The sequence below is a fragment of the Azospirillum endophyticum genome, assembly GCF_016595245.1.
In the GTDB taxonomy this organism is placed as follows: domain Bacteria; phylum Pseudomonadota; class Alphaproteobacteria; order Azospirillales; family Azospirillaceae; genus Azospirillum; species Azospirillum endophyticum.
Window position 1 is genome coordinate 115,150 of sequence record NZ_JAENHM010000073.1, and the last position, 23,999, is coordinate 139,148.

Below are 23,999 nucleotides of genomic sequence, written 5' to 3' on the forward strand. Positions count from 1 at the left end.
CCAGATGGGAGTGCCCCGGTTGGCGTCCTGCCGCCCCCACCACCGGCACAAATCTGCGTTTCACCATCCATCCCGCCATCATTACGGGCTATTCCTAAAAAACGCTGAAGGCAATTTCCGGATTGCCACCGAATATTCGTCGAATTGTAACAACGAGAATGGGATGCTCTTAAAGCTTCCTGGATTTGCCGAAAAAGCAACGAAAGGTTTGATTGCGACGGTCGTTATGATCTTCGCGTTCAATCTGCCCAATGGCCGGCTTTGCAATGGCCAGCGGCTTCCATACTGTGGGTCGGGTCGGGATTGAGGCTTCGGATACAGGTGTGAGCGTGAACGGCAGCCACGACGACGCTGGCGGCGCAATGCCGCCCCTTCTGGTGTTCGGAAGCGGCGGACGGCTGTCCGATTGGACGCCTGCGGCGGCGGCCTTGCCGGAGCTTGCCGGCCATCTGGCCGTCGGCCTGCCTGCCGATGAACTCGACGCCTTCCTGTCCTCGGCCCCGGAAACGGGCGCCGCGTCTGGCCGCACGGTGCTGATGCTTGCCGGCGGCGGCGCAGTGTGGCGGTTCCATGCCTCTTCTCTTTCCGCGTTGCCTCCCGCTTCGAATACCGGGGTCTCCGCGGTCCAACCGGCTATGTCCCAGCCGATGCGCGATCCGGCCGGGCGCCTCTTCGCAGCGGCGAGCCATGACCTGCGCCAGCCTCTTGCCGCGCTATCCCTGCTGATCGGCACGCTCGATGGCCGCTTGGACGGTCGGGCGGAAGAGGAGCGGGGCGGCGGGGCGGGGCGGGCGGGTCGCGATCTGCTGCATTCGATGGCCCAGGCGGTCGAGTCGATGCGCAGCATGGTCGATGGTCATTTCGACCTCGTCCGTTTGGAAAGCGGGTTGATCGAGCCGGACATCCGCACCCATGCGGTGAACGGCGTGCTGATGCGGCTGGCGCTGGAGGTGGCGCCGCGTCTGGCCGACCGCGGGCTGCGCTTCACCGTGATGCCATGTTCGGCCATGGTGCGGACCGACTCCGCGTTGCTGGAGCGTCTTCTGCATGGGCTGGTCGCCAATGCCTTGCGCGGCACCACGCGCGGACGCGTGCTGCTCGGCTGTCGCACCAGCCGCGACAGGCTGCGCATCGAGGTGTGGGACAGCGGCCGTGGCTTGTCGCCACAACGGCTGGCGTCCCTGCGGACCGAGCTGGCGAGCCCGGCCGGGGAGGGGGCGAGCACGCTGGGGCTGGATCTGACCCTGGTGCGCGGCCTTGCCCATAAGCTCGGCCTTGGTCTGGAGGTCTGCTCGGTGGACGGTCGGGGGACCGTCTTCGCGGTGGTCGTACCGCTCTCCGTCGAGCCGGACGTCGTGGCAAGGGACCCGCAACGTCCGGTGTCGTTGGCACCGGACAGCAGCACCGCCGACATCAGCCGCACCCGCATCCTGGTGATCGAGGACGACCCCATGGTCTTGGCGGCATTGGAGGCGCTGCTGGGACAATGGGGGTGCAGCGTCGTCGGCTCGGACTCCTACGACATGGCGGTCGAGCGGGTCGGATCGGTTCTTGAGCCCTTCGACCTCATCATTTCGGATCTGCGCCTGAAGGGGGCGGCGAATGGCATCGTCGCGATCCGGCAGATCGCCAAGCTGTTCGACCGCCCGGTGCCCGGCATGATCCTGACCGGCGATACCGATCCCAAGCGGCTGCGCGAGGCACGGCTGTCCGGCTATCCGCTGCTGCACAAGCCGGTGGCGCCGCTCGCTCTGCGTGCTGCCGTCGTACGGCTGCTCGGGCATGATCCGCTTTGACGACAAAGAAGATGGGCAGGACTTGATGGGCTGTGCAAAGAGGGAAGAATATATAGCGTCGAAACTTTCGGGAATCGCTGCAGTGCAATGACACTCCTGAAACAGAGTCCAAATATGCTGCAAAATGCGACATGATTTTGACCGTTCCGTCTAGGGAAATTTCATTTGCATTCCTCCTATCGATAGGTGGAACCCTTCCTTTAGTTCGATGATGCACTTTTGAATACCCTTTTATGCATTTCATTCGCTATGATCCGGCGTGAACACTCGCTGTTCGAACGGGTTGGGTGGAGGGCGTTCGGATGAACCGGATGTATCGGGAGGGCGGACGGACGACGGCGCTGCCGGTCATCATCTTCGCCGGACTGATCCTGTCGCTTTCCGCCTTTCTGTTGATCCGCGGGGCAACCCGCGAGGCCGAACATGCTCTGGCGGACCGTCAGGCGATCCAACTTCATGACGAGTTGAAAGCGCGTTTCGAGAATCAGAGCGTGCTGCTGCGCGCGCTCAGTGGCCCGTTGGCCGGGCCCGCTCCAGTGACGGAGGCAAGCTTCGCGGCGGCGGCCGAACCGCTGCTGCCGCTTTATCCGAATCTGCGCGCCGTTGCCTGGGCACGCCGGATCGCCGAGCGGGACGTGCCGTTGCTGGAACGCGCCATGCGGTCGGCGGGCCATACCTCCTTCTCCGTCCGTGGTGCCGACGGCCTGCCCGTCGGGGGCCCGGATACCGCCGGGATGGCGGCGGACAGATTCGTCAACGTGCTTGCCGAACCGCGATCTGCCGCCGGGCTGATCGGGCTGGACATGGCCAACCTTCGCGACCAGCGCGACCTGCTGGTCCGCTCCTGTGCCGCCAACCGAGTCGTCGCAACCGAAGGCGAGCCGCTGACTGCGGAACTGGGTGCGAACTCGGTACTGCTCTACCTGCCGGTCTATTCCCGCGAGGTCGATCCCGACAATGACCGGGTCGCCGGACGCATCGCCTGCGATGTGCTCACCGGCTTTCTCTGGACGAGTTTCGATGTTGGTCAATTGTTGCGCGACGCGGTGCGTCGCGTCGGACTGACCGTCGGCGACGCCTATCTGCTGCAACCGCCGCCCCGGCCGGACGCCGGGGGGCCACGGGTGCTTGCCGCCGAGGGAGCGATCGACCGTCCCGGTGAGCTGCCCCATCCGCCGGACCATCCCCTCACGGTGGAGCAGTTGACCGGCGGCGAGACGGCGCAAGCCATCGTTCGCGACATCGCCTTTGGCGGGAGGGTATGGCGGCTCTATGTGCTTCCCGACAGGACCCGGTTGTTCAGCGTCGACGACCGCTTGGCGGCGACCATGCTGATCGGCGGGCTTCTGCTGACCGCCGGCGTCGCCGCCTATGTCCTGCGGGAGGCGCGGACCAAGCGCCTGCTGCGGACCGAGGCGCGCGCCCGTGCCGCCATGGCCCGTGCGTTGCGCGAGAGCGAGGAGCGGTTCCGGATGGCGCTGCGCTATTCCAAGGTGACGCTGTTCAGCCAGGATCGCGGTCTGCGGCACCTGTGGATCTATTGCCCACAGTCGGATCTGCGGCCGGAGCAGATGATCGGCCGAACCGATGCCGACCTGTTCTCGGCGGAGGAGGCGGCACGGATGTCGGCGATCAAGCGGTCCGTGATGGAAAGCGGGACCGGCACCCGCTGCGAGTTGGAACTGAGCTATGGCGGCAGGCGTCGGGTGCTCGATCTGTCGGTGGAGCCGATGCGCGACGAGACAGGGGCGGTGGCAGGCGTCATCTGTGCCGCCATCGACGTGACGGAAGCGGTCGAGATCCGCGACGCGCTCTCCCGTGCCCATGCCGAGGCGGAGCGCGCCAACGATGCGAAGAGCCGCTTCCTGGCCGCCGCCAGCCACGATCTGCGCCAGCCCTTCCAGGCGATGAGCCTGTTTCATCACATCCTGATGACCAAGCTCGACGATCCCCAGCAGGTCGATGTGGCGAACAAGCTGGGAGAGGCGCTGACGGCCGGCAATGCGCTGCTGTCCACCCTGCTCGACACCTCCGCGCTGGAGGTCGGCAACGTGAAGCCGCGGATCACCGAGTTCGATGTCCAGGACATCCTCGCCCGTCTTTCGGTGGAGATCGGTGATCAGGCACTCGACCGCGGACTTCGACTGCGGACGGTCCCGTGTTCCGCCCGCGTGCAGAGCGACCCGATCCTTTTGGAGCGGATGGTCCGCAACCTGCTGGTCAACGCCCTGCGCTATACCGCCGAAGGCCGGATCCTGCTGGGGTGCCGGCGCCGGTCCGGCGCCAATGGCGGGCTTCGCCTGTCCATCGAGGTGTGGGACACCGGTCCCGGCATCGCCGAGGCCGAGATGACCGCGATCTTCGAGGATTTCTACCGCTGCGGCACCGACCAGCGCGACAGCGGCCGGGGTCTCGGCCTCGGGCTGTCCATCGTCCGCCGGATGTCCCAGATGCTGGACCATCCCGTCACCGTGCGGTCGCGGGTCGGACACGGCACCGTCTTCTCGGTCAGTGTGCCGCTGGTCGAGCATCGCTGCCAGTGCAGCGTAGCGGCGGACTGATCCCGGCTGACCGAGCGCGACGGAGGCGGTCCGCCGCGGCCTTCGCTTCTTTCCCATCATTGCGAAGGTTTCACGGTTCCGGTGCTTGCCGTAGCGCGCAATGGAGAGGCTCCTGCCGGACGATCCGCTTTTCCAGTCCGCGGATGCGCAAGTTTCGGTTATGCTGCGGGTGCTCACTTTCATGAAACGATCCGAGTAACTCAGCTGCAACAATAGCTTGGCGATTTTATTGATGTAGGTCATTGGGGCCCCTCGCCATAGGGGCTATTGCTTTCGAACGAACACGCTCCTTGGAAAATCCTTGGAGAGTGAAGGTTCCGTTTCATAGGAATCCAACAAGACGAGATCCGGCCCGTCGCCGTGACATGCCCGGCAGGGCATCGAAGGCGGGGAAACCGGAGATGGGAGGATACGGCCTGCCGCCGCGATCCTTTTCAGGAGCATCGAGTATGGACACCGCCATCGCCGCCCCCTCCGCCGCTCCGGCGGGTCGCAGCGGCATCGTTCCGACCGGCAAGAACGGCAGCCCCATGATCGAAAACGTCACGTTCGAGGAAATCCGCATCGGCCAGCAGGCCAGCCTGTCGCGCCGTCTGACGATGTCCGACATCGAACTGTTCGCGACGGTGTCCGGCGACCTCAACCCGTCCCATGTGGATGAGGAATACGCCGTCGACCATAAGGTGGTCGGGCACGGCATGTGGTCGGGGTCGCTGATCTCGGCGGTTCTCGGCACCCTGCTGCCCGGCCCCGGCACCGTCTATGTCGGCCAGGATCTGCGGTTCGAGCAGCCGGTCCTGCTGGGCGACATCGTCACCGTGACGGTCACCGCCAAGTCCAAGGATGCGGCGCGCAAGACGGTGGTCTTCGACTGCCTCGCCGCCAACCAGGATGGCCGGACGGTGGCGACCGGCGTCGCCGAGGTGATCGCCCCGACCGAGAAGGTGTGCCGCGCCGCCGCGGAACTGCCGCAGGTGCAGGTGATCCGCCATGACGGCCACGAGCTGATGCTGAAGAAATGCGAGTCGCTGCCGCCGGTGCCGACTGCCGTCGTCCATCCCTGCGACGAAAGCTCGCTGCGCGGCGCCGTCGAGGCCGCCGAAGCCAACCTGATCGACCCGGTGCTGGTCGGTCCGGAGGCAAAGATCCGCTCGGTCGCCGAAGCCCATGGCCTGGACATCTCGCGCTACCGCATCGTCGATGTCGCCCACAGCCATGCCTCGGCCGAGACCGGCGTCCGGCTGGCCCGCACCGGCGAATGCGAGGCGGTGATGAAGGGCAGCCTGCACACCGACGAACTGATGGGCGAGGTGGTGAAGAAGGAGACCGGTCTGCGCACCGGCCGACGCCTGAGCCACGTCTTCGTGATGAACGTGCCCACCTACCCGCGGCCGCTGCTGATCACCGATGCGGCGATCAACATCTACCCGACGCTGGAGGACAAGGTCAGCATCGTGCAGAACGCCATCGACCTCGCCAAGGTGCTGGGGGTCGAGGTTCCGCGCGTCGCCATCCTGTCGGCGGTCGAGACCATCAACACCAAGATCGCCTCCACGCTGGAGGCCGCCGCCCTGTGCAAGATGGCCGACCGCGGCCAGATCACCGGCGGCATCCTCGACGGTCCGCTGGCCTTCGACAACGCCATCAGCCGCGAGGCCGCCATCACCAAGGGCATCAAATCCGAGGTGGCCGGCCAAGCCGACATCCTGCTGGTCCCCGACCTGGAAGCCGGCAACATGCTGGCCAAGCAGCTGTCCTTCCTGGCCCATGCCGACGCCGCCGGCATCGTGCTCGGCGCACGGGTGCCGATCATCCTGACCAGCCGCGCCGACAATGTGCGCACCCGTCTGGCGTCCTGCGCCGTGGCCGTCCTGACTGCCGCCGCCCGCCGCCGCGGCGCGACCGCCGCGGCCGAGTGAAGGGACCCGCCGCCATGTCCAACGCGATCCTTGTCATCAATGCCGGCTCCTCCAGCCTGAAATTCTCGGTCTTCCGGGATCATGGCGGCGGGGATCCGGTGGTCACCATCAACGGCCAGATCTCGGGCATCGGTACCCAGCCGGTGTTCGAAGCCAAGGACGCCCAGCGCCGCCCGCTCTCCGAAAAGAGCTGGGGAGCGGGCGAGGCCAGCGACCGCACGGCGCTGCTGTCCTATTTGCTCGACTGGATCGAGGAGCGGCTGGAGGGGGCGACGCTGATCGCCGCCGGCCATCGGGTGGTGCATGGCGGCGTCCGCCACGCCGCTCCTGTGCTGCTGACCTCCGGCCTGATGGATGAGCTGGACGGCCTGGTGCCGTTGGCGCCGCTGCATCAGCCGCACAACCTCGCCGCCATCCGGGCGCTGGCCGAGGCGCATCCGGAACTGCCCCAGGTCGCCTGCTTCGACACCGCCTTCCACCGCAACCAGCCCTGGCAGGCGCAGACCTTCGCCATTCCACGGGAGCTGACCGAAGAGGGCGTGCGCCGCTACGGCTTCCATGGCTTGTCCTATGAGTATATCGCCCGCCGCCTGCCGGAAATCGCACCGGAACTGGGCGACTCGCGGGTGGTCGTCGCCCATCTCGGCAGCGGCGCCAGCATGTGCGCCATCCATGGCGGGCGCAGCATCGACAGCACCATGGGCTTTACCGCGCTCGACGGCCTGCCGATGGGCACCCGCTGCGGCGCCATCGACCCCGGCGTGCTGATCTATCTGATGCGCAAGGGCATGGACGCCGGCGCCATCGAGAAGCTGCTCTACAACAAGTCCGGGCTGCTGGGCGTGTCGGGCATCTCCAACGACATGCGCGCCCTGCTGGACAGCGGCGACCCGCATGCCCAGGAGGCGGTGGAGCTGTTCTGCTTCCGCATCGCCAAGGAGACCGGCGCGCTCGCCGCCTCGATGGGCGGGGTGGATGCCCTGGTCTTCACCGCCGGCATCGGCGAACGCTCCGCCCCGGTGCGGGCGCGGGTCGGCGACAAGCTGGCCTGGATGGGCGTCGCGATCGACGCAGCCGCCAACGAGGCGAATGCCGGGAAGATCTCCACCGACGGCAGCCGCCTGCCGGTCTATGTCATCCCGACCGACGAGGAACGGATGATCGCGCTGCACACGCGGAAGGTGCTGACGGGGCGGTGAGTGGTTTGAGGGTGTCGGTTGACGATGCCCCCACATCACGCTGGAGCCTGTCCCCCGTTCGGTGCTAGCTCACCCCCGGTACTTCCAGTTACGTCCGGGGAACCCGTGGTCCGGCCCTATCTGCCGCTGAACGCCTTGCGCGCCTTCGAAGCGTCGGCACGGCATCTCAGCTTCACCCGTGCCGCCATCGAGCTGTGCGTGACCCAGGCCGCCGTCAGCCACCAAGTCAAGCTGCTGGAGGAGCGGCTGGGCGCCAGCCTGTTCCATCGCCTGCCGCGCGGCCTTGCCCTGACCGACGAGGGGAGGGCGCTGCTGCCGACGCTGGAGGAGGCGTTCGACCGCATCGGCGGGCTGCTCGACCAGTTCGAGGGCGGACGGTTCCGCGAGGTGCTGACGGTCGGTGCCGTCGGTACCTTCGCCGTCGGCTGGCTGCTGCCGCGGCTGGCTCGCTTCCGCGAGGTCCATCCCTTCGTCGACCTGCGCCTGTCCACCAACAACAACCGCGTCGACATCGCGGCGGAGGGGCTGGACTACGCCATCCGGTTCGGCGACGGTGCCTGGCACGGTACCGATGCCGTTCCCCTGTTCGATGCGCCGCTGTCGGTGCTGTGCGCGCCGGAAATCGCCCGCCGCCTGAACGAACCGGCCGATGTCGGGCGTGAGACCCTGCTGCGCTCCTACCGGTCGGACGAATGGCCGGGCTGGTTCGCCGCCGCCGGGATGGAGCCACCGGCCATGCCGCCGGTCAAGGGGCCGGTCTTCGACTCCTCGTCCCTGATGGTTGAGGCGGCGATCCAGGGAGCCGGGGTGGCGCTGGCCCCGGTGGCGATGTTCCGCCGGCCGCTGGCGGTCGGGCTGATCGAGCAGCCCTTCGCCGTCACCGTGTGCAAGGGCGCCTATTGGTTGACGGCGCTGAAGTCGCGGCCGGAAACGCCGACCATGCGCGCCTTCCGCGACTGGCTGTTCGCCATGGTCGCGGAAGACGGCACGGACTGAGCGATCAGGACAGAGTGACGCGGCGCGGCGCCTGCTGCCGTTCCCGCTGCTGCCAGAAGCGCAGCCGCAACCGCGGCGCCATGAACCAGGCGATGGGAGCGGCAAGGATGACGCTGAGGATGACCACGGTCGGCATCAGCGTCATCGCCTGTTCGGAAAAGCTGGGGATGCCCAGGACCAGGACGGTGCCGATGCCGAAGACCACACCCTGGATCATGCCGTAGATCAGGATGGCGAGGCGTAAACGGGTGGACATGGGGCTGCTCCGCTGAAGTGGATTGGTGCATAGACCATTTCCCTCTTCAACCGGGACGAAGCCGTATTGTTCCGAACGCCATCGGAGGGAGTCTGCTCCTCCCGATAGCGTTCGTATACATACAATTATTGGGCGTGACGCGAACTTGCCCTTACCGGTGCGCCCGCCACCATTCCATCAGCCCGGTGGTCGAGCTGTCATGGGCACCCTCGGCCGGGCCGCTCTCCATCTCCGGCAGGATGGTGTTGGCCAGCTGCTTGCCCAACTCCACGCCCCACTGGTCGAAGCTGTTGATGTCCCAGACGATGCCCTGGACGAAGACCTTGTGCTCGTACAGCGCGATCAGGGCGCCCAGCGTCGCCGGGGTCAGGATCTGCATCAGGATGGTGTTGGAAGGGCGATTGCCGGGGAAGACGCGGTGGGGGACCAGCGCCTCCACCTCGGCCGCCGGCTTGCCGGCCTTGGTCATCTCCGCCCGCACTTCGTCGGCGGTCTTGCCGCGCATCAGCGCCTCGGCCTGGGCGAAGACGTTGGACAGCAGGATGCGGTGATGGGCGCCGGCCTCCGCCCCGATCGGGTTGTGGGTGGTCGCCGCCGCGACGAAGTCGCAGGGGATCAGCGAGGTGCCCTGGTGGATCAGCTGGTAGAAGGCATGCTGGCCGTTGGTGCCGGGCTCGCCGAACAACACCGGGCCGGTCTGGTAATCCACCGGCTCGCCGCCGCGGGTCACCGACTTGCCGTTGCTCTCCATGTCCAGCTGCTGGAGATAGGCGGGGAAGCGGTGCAGATACTGGTCGTAGGGCAGCACCGCGTAGGAGGAGGCATCCCAGAAATTGCGGTACCAGACGCCGAGCAAGGCCAGCAGCACCGGCATGTTGCGCTCGAGCGGGGCGGTGCGGAAATGCTCGTCCATCGCATGGGCGCCGGCCAGCAGCTCGGCGAAACGCTCCGGCCCGATGGCGATCATGATCGGCAGGCCGATGGCCGACCACAGCGAATAGCGGCCGCCGACCCAGTCCCAGAAGCCGAACATGTTGGCGGGGTCGATGCCGAACTTGCGCACCTCCGCCTCGTTGGTGGAGACGGCGACGAAATGCCTGGCGACATGCGCCTCGTCCTGCGCGGTCTCCAGGAACCAGCGGCGGGCGGAATGGGCGTTGGTCAGTGTCTCCTGCGTCGTGAAGGTCTTGGACGCGATGACGAACAGCGTCGTCTCCGGGTCCAGCCACTTCAACTGCTCGGCCAGATGGGTGCCGTCGACGTTGGAGACGAAATGGAGGGCGACATGGGCATGGGCGAAGGGCTTCAGCGCCTCGGTCGCCATGACCGGGCCGAGGTCGGAGCCGCCGATCCCGATGTTCACCACGTCGGTGATCGGCTGGCCGGTATAGCCGCGCAAATCGCCGTCGCGCACCGACTTGGCGAAGGCATCCATCCGCCCCAGCACCGCGCGCACGTCCGGCATCACGTCGCGTCCGTCGACCGTGACGGCGCGGTCGGAGCGGTTGCGCAGCGCGGTGTGCAGGACCGCGCGCTTTTCGGTCAGGTTGATCGGCTCGCCGCCGAACATGCGGGCGCGGGCACCCTCGACATCCTGCTGGCGGGCAAGGTCGAGCAGCAAGCCGACCGTCTCCTGGGTGATGCGGTTCTTCGAATAGTCGAGGAACAGCCCCGTCGCCTCCATCGAGAAGGCTTTGAACCGGCCGGGATCGGCGGCGAACAGGTCACGCATGTGCGTGGCGGCCATATCCTGGCGGTGCTGGGCGAGAGCGGCCCAGGCGGAAGAACGGGTCAGCGCGGTCATGATGCTTTGGACTCCTTGACGTCAGCGGTCCTTTGACGCGGCCCATCTGCGGGGCGTGGGGAGCCTAACACCGACCGCCGGTCACGGCCACGGGCCAAAACGCGGCGGTCGGCGCTGCTTATCGGCCTATGCGGGGCGGCCAGGGGTGCAACCGGATGACGGCTCGATTGTTGTGGGTAAGAGATTTCTCATCGGGAGGACGCCATGTCGGACAAGCCCATCGCACCACCGCTGGAAGAGCGGGAGGAGCAGCGCGACCGCGACGATGCCGCGCGGCCGGATCAGGTCGGGATCATTCCCGGCAAGGTGCCGGGGAACCCGGTCGATCCCAGCGATCCGCGTTTCCCGGGGAGCCAGCCGGATTTGGCGTGATGCCATAGGCCAAGCCCGGCGATGCGCAGGCGGTCCGGCCGTCAGGGCTCGGCAGGATCGCTATGCCGGCGATCGGCGGCCTGCTCCAGGAACTCGCGCAGGATGGCCTGCAGATCGCTCAAGGCTGCCTGGATCCGATCCGGTCGCTCCGACCTGCAGGCCAGACACAAGGTCCGGGCCGCCGCGACGATTCCCGTATAGCCGAACATTCCCGCCGCCCCGATCATCTGGTGGGAGGCCTCGTACAACTCCGGCGGTGTCCTGTCGCCCCGTGCCAGGTCGTCCAGGGTGATCTCCACCCTGCCGATGAACATCCGTATCATCGCGGCGGCCTGAGGCTTGCCGACCGCCGCGGCGATGCTGCCCGGCCGGGGCCGCGTCGCGGCCTCAATCGCGGCTTCATCCGTTTCGGGGAAGCCGGCCTGACCGGTCTCTGCCATGTCGGGACGTTCCGGGCGTCGCAGGTGACCGGCGACGGCCTGCAGCAGATCATCGATCTTGAAAGGCTTGGCGACATGCCCGTCCATCCCGGCAGCCAGACAATTCGTCACGTCGTCATGAAAGGCATCGGCGGTCAGGGCCAGGATGGGAATACGGCCATGCTCGCCCGTCTTCGACCGTATGGCGCGGGTGGCGTCCGGGCCGTCCATCCCCGGCAGGTGAACGTCCATCAGCACGAGGTCGAACGCGTCCTGCTCGACCGCGGTCACCGCCTCCTCCCCGCTTCCGGCGACGCTCACGCCGTATCCGGCTTGCTCCAGCACCGTCCGGGTCAGCGTCTGGGTGATCGGGTTGTCTTCCACCACCAGGATGCGGGAGCCCGCCCGCGGACGTTCTTCCACGTTCCGTGCCCCGTCGGAGTCGTCGGGCGAGGACTGCGTCACCGGCAGCAGGACCGCGAAGTGGAAGTTGCTACCCCGTCCTTCCCTGCTGTCGAAGCCGATGGAACCGCCCATCATCTCGACCAGCGCCTTGCAGACCGCCAACCCCAGCCCGGTGCCGCCGTAGGTTCGCGTCGTCGAGTTGTCGGCTTGGCTGAAGCGCTTGAACAGCCGGTGGTAGCGATCCACCGGGATGCCGATTCCGGTGTCGCGGACGCCGATCCGCAATTCGGCCCGATTCAGCCCGTCCGGCTTCAGTGAAACAGAGAGGCTCACCTCACCGTGTTCGGTGAACTTGACGGCATTGTTGAGCAGGTTGCCGATCACCTGCTGCAGTCGTGTCGGATCGCCCTTGACCTGACCGACACCGTCCAGTGCGAAATCGCAGTGCAAGCGAATGCCCTTGGTTGCCGCCATCGGCTTCACCAGGGCGATGCAGCGGTCGACGAGGTGCCGGACGTCGAACTCCACGGATTCCAGCGTCACGTAGCCGCCTTCTATCTTGGAGTAGTCCAGGATGTCGTTGATGACGTTGAGAAGAATGCGCCCGCTGCTGACCTGGAGCTTGAGCCACTCCTTCTGTACCGGGGCCAGGGGCGATTTCGCCAACAGTTCGGAAAAACCCAGGATGCCGGTGAGCGGAGTGCGCAGTTCATGGCTGATCACCGCCATGAAGGCTGACTTCTCGTCGCTTTCCAGATTGGCACGGGCCAGACCGCTCGTCAGGGTTTCCGTTCGCGCTTCCAGCCTGCGGACCTTCCACCAGACGAGCAGAGACGCCGCGGCCACCATGGCGAGAAGGATCAACCCGCCATTGGCGAGGAATCGCAGCCAAACCGGCCGGTAGGTCTGCTCCGCCACGGAGACGGGAATGGCCATGGCCAGATACCATCCCGTCTCTCCCAACGCCGTGGTCACGACATAGGATGGGCGCCCATCCTTGGTGATGGATCTCTGAACGCCGGTCCGCCCGGTCCGGATCGCTTCGGCGAGATCGGGAGTGGCAGGGGTGCCGACGAAGACCTCGCCCTGTTTGCTGCGCGCCGCAATCGCAAGAGAGCGATCGAGCAGAGCCGCGATCCATCCCTTGGCGCTGATGGTGGATCGCAACAGATCGTTGAACAGTCTTGGGTCGACGACCCCGGTCAGGACATAGGCGACCCTGCCGTCCCGCAGGATCGGGATTTCCAGTGGAATGTTTCCAGCGGTGAGGTCGCCGATTTCCGGCATGGCGGACGACCACACGGATGGCGGCTCGTCCTTGGCGCCATGTCCAGCCACCGGCCCGGACAGCGCTCCGCCGAGGTCGAAGATCGTCCGCTCGCGGTCACGCAGCGTGATGGCGAGGGTGGAGGGATGAAGCTGCCGGGCCAATTCCGCCCGGGCCTCGAGTGCGCCCGTTTCGTCGGATGCGGTCGCTGGCACCATGGCCAAGCCGCTGAAGAAGGATATCTCGCGTTGGATCACCTGCTGGACGGAGTTGGCGGTGTGCTCAAGCTCGTCCTCCAGGTTGGTTCTGATGATCTCCTGCTGCAGCCGGTCGACCGTGATCAACAACAACAGGGCATAGGCGGCCAGCGGCAACAGAGCCGCCGCTATCCAATGCGGACGCATGTCGTCGGCTCCGCCAATGAGGTGCGAGGTGACTTTCCAATTTCCAGCAGGTCAATTCATCCACCAACTTGGGATGCGGAGTCTATGTCTTTCTTTCGACAACCTTCTCAAAAATGAACCTTCGAAAGGATATGGGGGATGGATGCAGTATAAATACTTACGACTCCTTATAAGATTAAGCGCATCTAATATAAAAATACCACGTTGAGTGGTTGCCGCATATCCCAGCGGATCTCGACGCCAGACAAGATGAAGAACCATGGAAAATTGGGGATTGCCGGGGGCGGACATCGGCAGGGATGGCCGTTCGGTGGACGTTTCCCGATTCGCCTCGGCCGGTCGGATGCGGCCCGGCCGGATTACCGCTTCGTTCGCTCCATCCCGCGCAAATTCCCGCTACGAGCTTTGCCGATGATGGCCGGGATCAAGGTCCGTCAGGGGGCAATGGCCGCCTGACAGGCTTCGAAAGCGGCGCATCGCCACCTGTCCTCTTCCGCGGTCAGGCGGTGAGGACAGGTGGCGGCGTTCAAAGCCGGGAACTTCCCTCAACTTCCCCCGTCGATCGTCCGCGTCGGCGACACGCCCTCCGGCCTGCCGACCAATACGGTCAGCAGCTTGGCCGGGTCGAGCAGCCGCTGGGCGACGCGCTTGACGTCGGCCTGCGATACCGCGTTGATGTAGCGGTCGCGCTGGTTGAGGTAATCGATACCCAGCTTGTCGCGCTTCACCTGCAGCAGGATGCGGGCGATGGCCTGGGTCGAGCCCAACTGCAGCGGGAAGGAGCCGGTCAGGTAGGTCTTGGCGTCGGCCATCTCCTGGTCGGTCAGGCCGTCCTTCGCCATCCGCGCCCATTCCTGGCGCATGATGTCCAGGGCCTGTCCGGCCTTGGCGTTGACGGTCGACCCGCCGGCCATCACCAGCGCCGTATGGTCCATCGGGATCAGGTAGCTGTAGACGCCGTAGCTGAGTCCGCGCTTCTCCCGCACCTCTTCCATCAGGCGGGAGCCGAAGCCGCCGCCGCCCAGCACGTAGTTCATCACCGTGGCAGCGTACCAGTCGGGATCGTCGCGTTTCACCCCCGGTTGGCCCATCAGCATGACGGTCTGTGCGGTCGGCCGCGGCAGCAGGATGGTCTGCCCCAGCCCGGACATCGTCACGTCGGAGATCGGCTTGGCGTCGGCCTTGATCGGCAGGCCGCCGAACACTTTGTCCAGCGCCTTGCCGAGGTCCTCGGGAGAGATGTCGCCGGCGGCGGTCACCACCAGCCGGTCGCGGCCGAACTGGCCCTTGACGAAGGTCCGCAGGTCGTCCGGCGTGATGGTGGGCAGGCTGTCCAGGCTGCCGCGGTTCTCGCCGCCATAGGGATGGTCGGGGAAGGCGGTGGCGTAGAACTGGCGCCGCGCGACGTAGTTGGGGTCGGCGAGGTCGCGTTTCAGGCTGGCCATGACCGAGGCCCGCATGCGGTCCAGTGCTTCCGGCGCGAAATGCGGCTCGGTCAGCGCCAGCCGGGTCAGTTCCAGCGCCTCCTCGCGGTTCTCGGCGAGGGTGCGCATCGATCCGCCGAAGCCGTCGCGGCCGGACTCGAAGCCGAGAGCGATCGCCTTGTCCTGCAGCCGCGCCTGGAAGGCCTGCGAGTCGTACGGACCGGCACCCTCGTCCAGCATGGTGGAGGCGATGTTCGCCAGCCCCTCCTTGCCCTGGGGGTCGGTGCCGCCGGCCCCGTCGAAGACCCATTCCAGCGCCAGCACCGGCACCTTGTGGTCCTCGACAAGCCACGCCTCGATCCCGCCGGGACTGACCACGCGCTTGATGTCCATGGCGTGGGCGGGCAGGGCGATGGCGACGATCGCGAGAAAGACGGCCGCGACGCCCGACCGCATGGAGATGTGACGCACGCTCATCCTCAACTGTCCTTTCCGGTCGGGGGCAGCAGCAGGCCGGTGACGTGGTTGGTCTGGCTCAGCACGGCTCTGGCGGCGGCGTTGACCTGATCGGCGGTGACGGCGTCGATGCGCACCGGCCAGTTTTCCACGTCGTCGATGCTCTGGCCGGTGGCGAGAGCAGCGCCCAGCGTCTGGGCCGGCCCGGTCAGGCTGTCGCGGGCATAGGCCGCCGAGGCCAGCATCCGCTTGCGGGCGGTGGCGACCTCCTCCTCCGTCACGCCGGATTTCAGCAGCTTGTCGACCTCCGCCCACAGCGCCGGTTCGAGCTTGTCCATCGGCACGCCGGCGGCCGGGCTGGCGCCGACGCTGAGCGTCGCCATGTCCCAGGCCGTCGGTCCGTAACCGAGCCAGGCCGAGGTGGCCAGTTTCTGGTCGACCACCAGGCTGCGGTAGAGGCGCGAGGTGGTGCCGCCGCTCATGATCTCGGCCAGCACCTGCAGCGCATAGGCTTGGCCGTCCTGGTCCTGCCGGTAGGAGGGGGCGGTCCAAATGCGGCGGACCGACGGCTGGCGCACCTCCTCGTCACGCAGGACAACCTGACGGGAGGAGGTCAGCGGCGGTTCGGTCACCCGCTTGCGCTCCGGCACCGGGCGGGCGGCGATGGCGCCGTAATAGCGCTCGGCCAGCGGCTTCAGCTCCGCCGCGGTCACGTCGCCGGACACCACCAGGATGGCGTTGTTGGGCGTGTACCAGGTCTTGTAGAAATGCTCCGCCATCTCCCGCGTCAGCGCCGACATCTCCTGCGGCCAGCCGATCACCGGGGTGCCGTAGGGGTGATGGACGAACAGGGTGGCGTTGATCTGCTCGCCGATGCGGTCGGCCGGCTCGTTCTCGATGCGCTGGCGCCGTTCCTCGATGATGACGTCGCGCTCGGGATAGACCACCGCGTCGGTCAGCTTCAGGTTGGCCATGCGGTCGGCCTCCATCCGCATCACCATCTCCAGCCGGTCGCGGGCGACGTTCTGGTAATAGGCGGTGTAGTCGTAGCTGGTGAAGGCGTTGTCGCGCCCACCGTTCTTGGCGATGATCCGGCTGAATTCGCCGGGCTGGATCGCGTCCGTCCCCTTGAACATCAGGTGTTCCAGGAAATGGGCGATGCCGGACTGGCCGCGCTCCTCGTCGGCGGCGCCCACCTTGTACCAGACCATATGGGTCACGACCGGCACGCGGTGGTTGGGGATGACCACCACCTGCATGCCGTTGGACAGGGTGAAGCTCTCGGGGAAGAACACTCCCTTTTCCGCCGCCTGGGCGGGCGGGGCGCCAAGAAGCGCTGGTGCCAGGGGGGCCGCGACGGTCATCGTCAGGGCGAGGAGACCGGCCGCGGCGAAACGGCGGGCTGGAAAACAGGCGGGCATGAAGGCTCCCGGATCAGGAGGTCCGAATCGAAAGGGCGCCCCTCGATGAAGGACGCCCCCGGAAACTGGTGTGATGACGTGGCTTGAACAAGGCTGAAAGGCGGCTGAAAAGCGGCCGGACGGCGGTTCGGACCGCCGGGGCTTAGAACAACCCTTCCAGCGGCGCCTTGCGCTTGCGTTCGATCGTCGGGGTGGCGGCGCCGTCCAGCGCCTTGCCCTGGGCCTGGGCCTCGCGCAGGCGCTGCTGCTCCTTGCCGGGGTCGACGACGGAGACGGGCGGCTGCTGCGTCTGCCAGAACAGCAGCGAGTCGATCCAGCTCTTGTCGGCGACGATCAGCTGGGTGGTTTCCTGATCGACCTTGGCGCGGATGTTCGGGTCGATGCCGTCGCGGGACGAGGCCTGGGCGATCAGCGACTTCTCGCCGGCGGTCGAGCCGGCCGCTGCCTTCGCGCCGCGCGCGGAACCGCCGAACACGGCGCCGGCGGCCATCTGGGTCGGCGTGCTGTCCTGCGGACGGGCGGCGCCCGGACGCGGCTTCGGCAGATCCTGCATGCTCGGCGGCAGGGTCAGCGGAGCGCGGGAAACGACGGAGAATTCGTCGGGGCTCTGGCGGTCGAGACCGATCGACCGGCGCACGTCCGAGCAGCCGGCGAGCGTCAACGCCGCAAGCGCCAGCCCGATGAGCGGAAGCCGATTTCGGGTGAGGGAGAGGGCGGAGGAGAAGCTGGTCACGTTCGGAAGATCCCGTCGTCTGTCACGTCTTAGCGACCCGGCACGAAGGTCGAGGCCGCATGGCCGGCGCTCGCCGGTGGTTATAGCGCCACCGGCGACGGAACTCTTACGACTTTTCGCGGCCGGCGAACAGTCCGTCGATCAACAGCAGGATCACGCCGACGCTGATTCCGCTGTCCGCCACGTTGAAGGCCCAGAAATGCCAGCCGGAGACATGGAAATCGAGGAAGTCGACCACAGCGCCGTGCAGCAGCCGGTCGACGACGTTGCCGACCGCCCCGCCGATGATGAAGCCCAGCGCCAAGGCGATCAGGCGCCGCTCCGCCTGCCGCAGCCAGAAGACCAGGCAGACGGCGATCACCGCGGCGATGGCGCTCAGGATATAGGGCATGAGCGCTCCGCCGCTGGCGAAGGTGCCGAAGCTGACGCCGTAGTTCCAGACCAGCACGAGGTTGAAGAAGGGCGTCACCTCGATGACATGCGGCACCGGCTGCATGACATGGTCGAGGATCAGCCATTTGGTGAGCTGGTCGAGGACCACCACCACCACGGCGACGATCATCCCGAACAGCCAATAGGAGCGGGACTGGTTGGCGACGAAGGCGTTCATGTGGCCACACATCCTCCCTCTCCCCCCCGGGGAGAGGGTCGGGGTGAGGGGGAGGCGCGGCGAGAGGCGTCCGGCAGGCGGATCCCCCTCACCCTAACCCTCTCCCCGGGGGGGAGAGGGGATAGGACCGCGGTTGTGGTGGCTGGCTTCATGCCACCGCGTCGGAGCAGCGGATGCAGAGCGTCGGGTGGTCGTGGACCGTGCCGACCTCCTCCAGGACCTTCCAGCAGCGCTCGCACTTCTCGCCGTCGGCCAGGGCCGGGGCGACGGCGATGCCGGGAACGTCGGGCAGGGTGAAGGCCCCCTCCGGCGCCGGGGCGTCCGTCACCTCGATCGCCGAGGTGATGCAGACGTCCTGGAAATCGACATCGGCCAGCAGGGCCTTGGTCGCGGCATCGACGAAGACGGTCGGATCGGCCTGGAGGGACGAGCCGATGGTCTTGTTGGCGCGCTCCAGCTCCAAGGCGCCGGTGACGACGCGGCGGACGGTGCGCACCGCCTCCCACTTGGCGGCCAGCGCGTCATTGCGCCACTCGGCCGGAACCTCGGGGAAGCCGCGCAGATGCACGCTCTCGTCGGTCCAGCCCGAGCCCTCCGTCAGGCCTTCCGGACGGGCCAGCCAGGCCTCTTCCGCGGTGAAGCAGAGGATGGGAGCGAGCCAGGCGGTCAGGTTGGAGAACAGATGCTCCATCACCGTCCGCACCGACCGGCGGCGCACCGAATCGACCGGATCGCAATAGAGGCTGTCCTTGCGGACGTCGAAGTAGAAGGCCGACAGCTCCACGGCGCAGAAGTTGTGCAGCGCCACGAACAGCGCGTGGAAGTCGTAGGCCTCGACCTTCTCGCGGACCAGCGCGTCCAGCTCCGACAGGCGGTGCAGGACCCAGCGCTCCAGCTCCGGCATCTCGGCGGCGTCGATCCGCTCGGCCGGGGTGTAGTCGGCCAGCGCACCCAGCAGGTAGCGCAGCGTGTTGCGCAGGCGACGGTAGAGGTCGGCCTGGGTCTTGATGATCTCCTTGCCGATGCGGAGATCCTCCGAATAGTCGGAGTTGATGATCCACAGGCGCAGGATGTCGGCGCCATACTGGTCGCAGACCTCCTGCGGGGCCACCACGTTGCCCAGCGACTTGGACATCTTGCGGCCCTGCTCGTCGAGCACGAAGCCGTGGGTCAGCACCGCGTTGTAGGGCGCCCGGCCGCGGGTGCCGCAGCTTTCGAGCAGCGAGGAATGGAACCAGCCGCGATGCTGGTCGGAGCCTTCCAGATAGAGGTCGGCCGGCCAGGCCAGCTCCTCCAGCCGCTGCTCCAGCACGAAGGCGTGCGAGGACCCCGATTCGAACCAGACGTCGACGATGTCCCGGACCTGCTCGAACTCGTCGGCCGAATAGGAATTGCCGAGGAAGTCCTGGGGATCGCGGGCGAACCAGGCGTCGGCGCCCTCCTGCTGGAAAATGTCGGCGATGCGGGCGAACACCGCCTCGTCGCGCAGGATCTGGCCGGTCGACTTGCGGACGAACAGGGCGATCGGCACGCCCCAGGCGCGCTGGCGGCTGATGCACCAGTCCGGACGGCTCTCGATCATCGAGCGGATGCGGTTCTCGCCCTGCGACGGCACCCAGCGGGTGTCGGAGATCGCCTGCAGCGCCACCTTGCGCAGGTCGTTCGTCTCCATCGAGATGAACCACTGCGGCGTGGTGCGGAAAATCAGCGGCGCCTTGGAGCGCCAGCTGTGCGGGTAGCTGTGCTTGATGCGGCTGCTGGCGAGCAGCGAACCGGCTTCCTCGAACGCGGTCAGGACGGCCTTGTTGGCCGGGCCGGACTTGCCCTGGTCGGTGTAGACGGCCAGCCCGGCGAACAGCGGCACATGGTCGTAGTAGCGCCCGTCCTCGCCCACCGTCTGCGGCACCTCGATGCCGTTGGCTTGGCCCAGGCGGAAGTCGTCCTCGCCATGGCCGGGGGCGATGTGGACGAAGCCCGAACCGGCGTCGGTGGTCACGAAGTCGCCGGCCAGCAGCGGCACCTTGAAGTCGTAGCCCTTGCCGTTCAGCGGGTGGCGGCAATAGGTGCCGGCGAGGCGCGAGCCGGGGAAGCGGTGCAACTGCTTCCACTCGGTGATGCCGGTTTCCTTCAAAACGCTTTCGGCCAGCGCGGTGGCGAGCACGAGGCGCTCGCCGACCACCGCCTTGGAGCCTTCGGCGACCGCCGTGACCTTGAAGGTCGCGTATTCGATCTCGTCGCCATAGGCGATGGCGCGGTTGCCCGGCAGGGTCCAGGGGGTGGTCGTCCAGATGACGATGCTGGCCTCGTCGACCTCCGGCGCCGACGACCCCCAGACGGGGAAGCGGGCGAAGACGGTCGTCGAGGTGTGGTCGTGGTATTCGACCTCGGCGTCGGCCAGCGCGGTCTTCTCCACCACCGACCACATCACCGGCTTGAAGCCCTTGTAGAGGCCGCCGTTGACCGCGAACTTGTGGATCTCGCGGACGATCTGCGCCTCGGCCGGGAAGGTCATGGTGGCGTAGGGATGCTTCCAGTCGCCCTCCACGCCCAGCCGGCGGAACTCGGCGGCCTGGATGCCGACCCATTCCTCGGCGAACTGGCGGCATTCGGCGCGGAACTGGATGAGCGGCACGTCGTCCTTGTTCTTGCCGGCCTTGCGGTACTTCTCCTCGATCTTCCACTCGATGGGCAGGCCGTGGCAGTCCCAGCCGGGGACATAGTCGGCGTCGAAGCCCTGCATCTGGCGGAAGCGGACGATGACGTCCTTCAGGATCTTGTTGACGGCATGGCCGATGTGGATGTTGCCGTTGGCGTAGGGCGGGCCGTCATGCAGCACGAACTTCTTGCGGCCCTTGGCACCGGACCGCAGCTTGCCGAACAGGTCCATCTCGGCCCAGCGCTTCAGCAGCTCGGGCTCCTTGGCCGGCAGGCCGCCGCGCATGGGGAAGTCGGTGCGGGGCAGGAAGACGGTCGATTTGTAATCGCGGGTCATATCGGATCCCTGGGGGAAGGCGTCACGATCGGGCGGCCGGTTGCGGCCTCCCGTTGCACAATGGGTCTCGCTCCCGGCCCTCCTCAGAGAGCCGGGCCGGTAATTCGCGCGTCTCGCGCAAGGATCCACGGAAAGCCGGTCATCGCGCCGGATATTAGCGGCGTGTGCGGTGCGGTCAAGGACGCGGCACTGCATTGCCGCGGCGATCTCATCCGGCGGGGGTGGAACGGTGTGGAACGCTTTCCGGCCGGTGTTCCATCCTCCGCCTACCGGCGCCGGGAAAAGGGGCCGGCGGCGCGGCTGTTCGCCGGCCCGGCGGCGAGGCTGGGATCGGGATCGTCGGGGTTGACGGTCCAGGGATAGACCCCCTTCGGACCTTCGGCCTCCGGCCGGGCGAGGATGGCGGCGACGGCGCGCGGATCGGGCGCGGTGCGCTCGCGCAGCGCGCCGGGGAGGTCGTCGTCGAGTTCGGGGACGGTGACGGTGGGCGGGTCTTCCGGCCTGGGGGCCGGCTTCGGGGCAGGGGGATGGTCCGGCTGGGCGGCTTGCCGGGGGGGTGCCGGCAGGTCGAGGCCGGCGAAGAGGCCGAGCCGGTCGGCCAGCCAGCGGACGGTGGAGGCATCGCCGGAAGCGACCAGCCGCTCGATCTGCTCGGCCACCAGGATGCGCAGCGAGGGCAGCCGCAGCTCGGCCTCACGGTTCAGCGCCTGCCGTTCCCACCACACCCTGTGACGGAAGTCCTTGGAGCCGTAATAGGCCCGCCACAGGGTGGTGCGGCTGCAGCCCATGGCGCGGGAGACCTGGAGGAAGGAACTGCCGCGGGACAGCATGCCGGCGGCCATGATCCATTGTTCTTCATGGAACTGCGATCCGGGGACCAGCGCGCCTTCGGAGGGAACCGGCGGCTCTTCGGCCCAGCAGGGGAAATGGTCGTTCTGAAGGGCACGGCTGTCGATGGGCATGGCTTCGCTCCGCAGGAAGAGGGGACCCTTGCGGAGAAGATATAGGATTTTGATCCTTTATCGGTGAGTTTTACGCAAAACGACAGGATCGCCCTAGGCATAACGCACGTCCTCGCTTTCGATGGCGAGCGGATCGCGGCCGCGCTTGGACAGCCAGGAATAGACCGGCGGGACCCGGTCGGCGATGGATTCGACATGGATGTCGATCAGGCAGGGTCCGTTATCGTAGGCGAATGCCTCCGCCAGCGCCTTGTCCAGTTCCGCCGATGTCCGTGCCGTCCATGCCTTGACCCCGAAGGCTTCGGCGATGGCCTGTCCCCGCGGCGGCATGAAATCCACGCTGAAGCACTGGTTGTGGCCGCGCAGCCGGTGGAGCCCCTTGATCCACCCGAAGGTGCCGTTGTTGAACAGCAGCAGCACGGCCGGCACCTGCAGCCTGACCAGCGTCTCCAGCTCACCGACCGCCATGCCGAAGGAGCCGTCGCCGAACATGCCGACGGGGCGGCGCTCCTTGTCGGCGAACCAGGCGCCGACCGTGGCCGGCAGGGCGGAGCCGAGCCCGCCGAAGGCACGCGGAATCGCGAAACGGGTGCGCCGGTCCCTCAACTTCAGGAAGCGGGTCATGTAAGGGGTCGGCGTTCCCGCGTCGGAATAGATGTGGGCCGGTTTGCCATAGGCCTCCAGCGCCTCGTTGAAACAGCGAACCACCCGCTCCGGCCGCAAGGGAAGGGTGTCCGCGTTCAGCAGCGGTTCGGCATGGCGCCAGAACTCCGCGCGCATCCCGTTCAGTTCATCGACCCAAGGCTGGGTCTTGCCGTGACCGCGGTCGGTCGGGGCGAGGTCGATCAGCTGCGCCAGGGTCAGCTTGGCATCGCCCGGCACCGACAGGACATTCTCGTAGTTGTTCGCCATGATCTCGGGATCGATGTCGATCTGGGCGACGCGCTTGTTCAGCGTGATCTTCGGGAAGGTCCAGCCGATGGTCACCACCGACCCCATCTTCGAGCCGACGAACAGCACGAAGTCGGCATGCTCCAGCGCCCAGTTGGCATGGGGATGGAAGCCGTTGTCGCCGATCACGCCGACCGCCAGGGGGTGATCGTCCGGCATGGTGCCCTGGCCGGTCATGGTGGTGCAGACCGGAATGTTCAGCCGCTCGGCCAGCGCCGTCACCTCCGGCCCGGCACAGGACCGGTTCACCCCGCCGCCCGACACGATCAGCGGCCGTTCGCTGGCCGACAGCAGCGCCATCAGCCGGTGCAGCGTGTCCGGAGTCGGCAGCGTCGGATAGGCCGGGAAGCTGACGCACTCCTCCTCGGCATGGAGGGACACGCGGGCCGGATCGACCTCGGCGCGCAGCATGTCCTCGGGGATTTGCAGATGGACGGCCCCCGGCTTGCCGGAACAGGCGACCCGGAAGGCGCGGCGGAGGATTTCCGGCAGCTTCTCGGCCGACTTCACCTGTACCGACATCTTGGTCACCGGCTCGAACAGGCGGGCACAGTCCAGCTCGGTCAGCACGCCCCGCCCCTCGCCGGGCAGCGGAATGTCGATGGTCAGCAGAATGACCGGCACGGACGAGGCGTTGGATTCGGCGACCGGCGGCAGGGAATACATCGCCCCGGCGCCCGAGGGGCATTCGAACACCGCCGGCTTGCTGGTGAAGCGGCCATAGGCGTCGGCCATGTATCCGGCGGACCGCTCGTCACGCGCCATGACATGGCGGATTTGCCCTTCGCGTTCCTGCAGTGCCTCGTAGAACGGCACGTTGGTGTCGCCCGGAACGCCGAACACGACGTCGACGCCATAGGCGATGAGCATCTCCACCAGGATATCCGCACCACGCATCGATCTTCTCCTTGGAAGCGAAAGGTCATCTTGAGGGGCGGGGCCTGAGCAGGTTTTCCGAACTCCGCCCACACATGGGCGGGCTCGGAAAACCTGCAAAACCCTAGAGTCCGCAGATTTCTCCAGGCCGGGCCTGTGGCCCGATCTGGAGAAAT

Annotated in this window: 16 protein-coding genes; 6 read left to right on the plus strand and 10 right to left on the minus strand. The window is 66.9% G+C overall.

The window, feature by feature from the left end:
- Positions 1-323 precede the first annotated feature (323 nt).
- The 5 genes from JHL17_RS27460 to JHL17_RS27480 all read left to right on the plus strand — a co-directional run bounded on the left by JHL17_RS27460 (position 324) and on the right by JHL17_RS27480 (position 8,471).
- Positions 324-1,796, plus strand: a complete 1,473-nt coding sequence (locus tag JHL17_RS27460; protein ID WP_345773888.1) for a hybrid sensor histidine kinase/response regulator — start codon at positions 324-326, stop codon at positions 1,794-1,796.
- 302 nt (positions 1,797-2,098) lie between these two features.
- Complete coding sequence (locus tag JHL17_RS27465) at positions 2,099-4,357, plus strand: CHASE domain-containing sensor histidine kinase (RefSeq protein ID WP_200197839.1); 2,259 nt, start codon at positions 2,099-2,101, stop codon at positions 4,355-4,357.
- Between the two features lie 530 nt (positions 4,358-4,887).
- Complete coding sequence (locus tag JHL17_RS27470; protein WP_200198475.1) at positions 4,888-6,276, plus strand: bifunctional enoyl-CoA hydratase/phosphate acetyltransferase; 1,389 nt, start codon at positions 4,888-4,890, stop codon at positions 6,274-6,276.
- 14 nt (positions 6,277-6,290) lie between these two features.
- Positions 6,291-7,475, plus strand: coding sequence for an acetate/propionate family kinase (locus JHL17_RS27475; protein WP_200197840.1), 1,185 nt, complete (start codon positions 6,291-6,293; stop codon positions 7,473-7,475).
- A gap of 105 nt (positions 7,476-7,580) precedes the next feature.
- Positions 7,581-8,471 carry a LysR substrate-binding domain-containing protein gene (locus tag JHL17_RS27480; protein ID WP_200197841.1) on the plus strand — a complete coding sequence of 297 codons (891 nt, stop codon included), beginning with the start codon at positions 7,581-7,583 and terminating at the stop codon, positions 8,469-8,471.
- Between the two features lie 4 nt (positions 8,472-8,475).
- On the opposite strand, the gene JHL17_RS27485 is transcribed toward JHL17_RS27480, so the two are convergent.
- Entirely contained in the window at positions 8,476-8,727 is a 252-nt protein-coding gene (locus JHL17_RS27485) for a hypothetical protein (RefSeq protein ID WP_109445327.1), read from the minus strand.
- 151 nt (positions 8,728-8,878) lie between these two features.
- Entirely contained in the window at positions 8,879-10,531 is a 1,653-nt protein-coding gene (gene pgi / locus JHL17_RS27490; protein ID WP_200197842.1) for a glucose-6-phosphate isomerase, read from the minus strand.
- A gap of 204 nt (positions 10,532-10,735) precedes the next feature.
- Here pgi and JHL17_RS27495 point away from each other — a divergent pair, with 204 nt between their 5' ends.
- Positions 10,736-10,903, plus strand: a complete 168-nt coding sequence (locus JHL17_RS27495; protein WP_200197843.1) for a hypothetical protein — start codon at positions 10,736-10,738, stop codon at positions 10,901-10,903.
- 41 nt (positions 10,904-10,944) lie between these two features.
- Here JHL17_RS27495 and JHL17_RS27500 read toward each other — a convergent pair whose 3' ends face one another.
- From JHL17_RS27500 to JHL17_RS27535, 8 genes are all read right to left on the minus strand, one after another.
- Positions 10,945-13,368: an ATP-binding protein gene (locus JHL17_RS27500; RefSeq protein ID WP_200197844.1), complete on the minus strand. Its 2,424-nt coding sequence runs from the start codon at positions 13,366-13,368 to the stop codon at positions 10,945-10,947.
- Positions 13,369-13,943: 575 nt separating this feature from the next.
- Positions 13,944-15,299 carry a M16 family metallopeptidase gene (locus JHL17_RS27505; protein WP_200197845.1) on the minus strand — a complete coding sequence of 452 codons (1,356 nt, stop codon included), beginning with the start codon at positions 15,297-15,299 and terminating at the stop codon, positions 13,944-13,946.
- Between the two features lie 2 nt (positions 15,300-15,301).
- Positions 15,302-16,699: a M16 family metallopeptidase gene (locus JHL17_RS27510; RefSeq protein ID WP_200197846.1), complete on the minus strand. Its 1,398-nt coding sequence runs from the start codon at positions 16,697-16,699 to the stop codon at positions 15,302-15,304.
- 142 nt (positions 16,700-16,841) lie between these two features.
- Complete coding sequence (locus tag JHL17_RS27515) at positions 16,842-17,432, minus strand: DUF3035 domain-containing protein (RefSeq protein WP_200197847.1); 591 nt, start codon at positions 17,430-17,432, stop codon at positions 16,842-16,844.
- Between the two features lie 106 nt (positions 17,433-17,538).
- The gene (gene lspA, locus JHL17_RS27520) at positions 17,539-18,042 is read right to left on the minus strand and encodes a signal peptidase II (RefSeq protein WP_200197848.1); all 504 of its coding nucleotides are present in this window, start codon (positions 18,040-18,042) and stop codon (positions 17,539-17,541) included.
- Between the two features lie 148 nt (positions 18,043-18,190).
- The gene (gene ileS, locus JHL17_RS27525) at positions 18,191-21,034 is read right to left on the minus strand and encodes an isoleucine--tRNA ligase (RefSeq protein ID WP_200197849.1); all 2,844 of its coding nucleotides are present in this window, start codon (positions 21,032-21,034) and stop codon (positions 18,191-18,193) included.
- Positions 21,035-21,300: 266 nt separating this feature from the next.
- Positions 21,301-21,996 (minus strand): hypothetical protein, encoded by a 696-nt coding sequence (locus JHL17_RS27530; RefSeq protein WP_200197850.1) that lies wholly within the window; start codon positions 21,994-21,996, stop codon positions 21,301-21,303.
- A 93-nt stretch (positions 21,997-22,089) separates the two neighbouring features.
- Complete coding sequence (locus JHL17_RS27535) at positions 22,090-23,844, minus strand: thiamine pyrophosphate-binding protein (RefSeq protein WP_200197851.1); 1,755 nt, start codon at positions 23,842-23,844, stop codon at positions 22,090-22,092.
- Positions 23,845-23,999 lie beyond the last annotated feature (155 nt).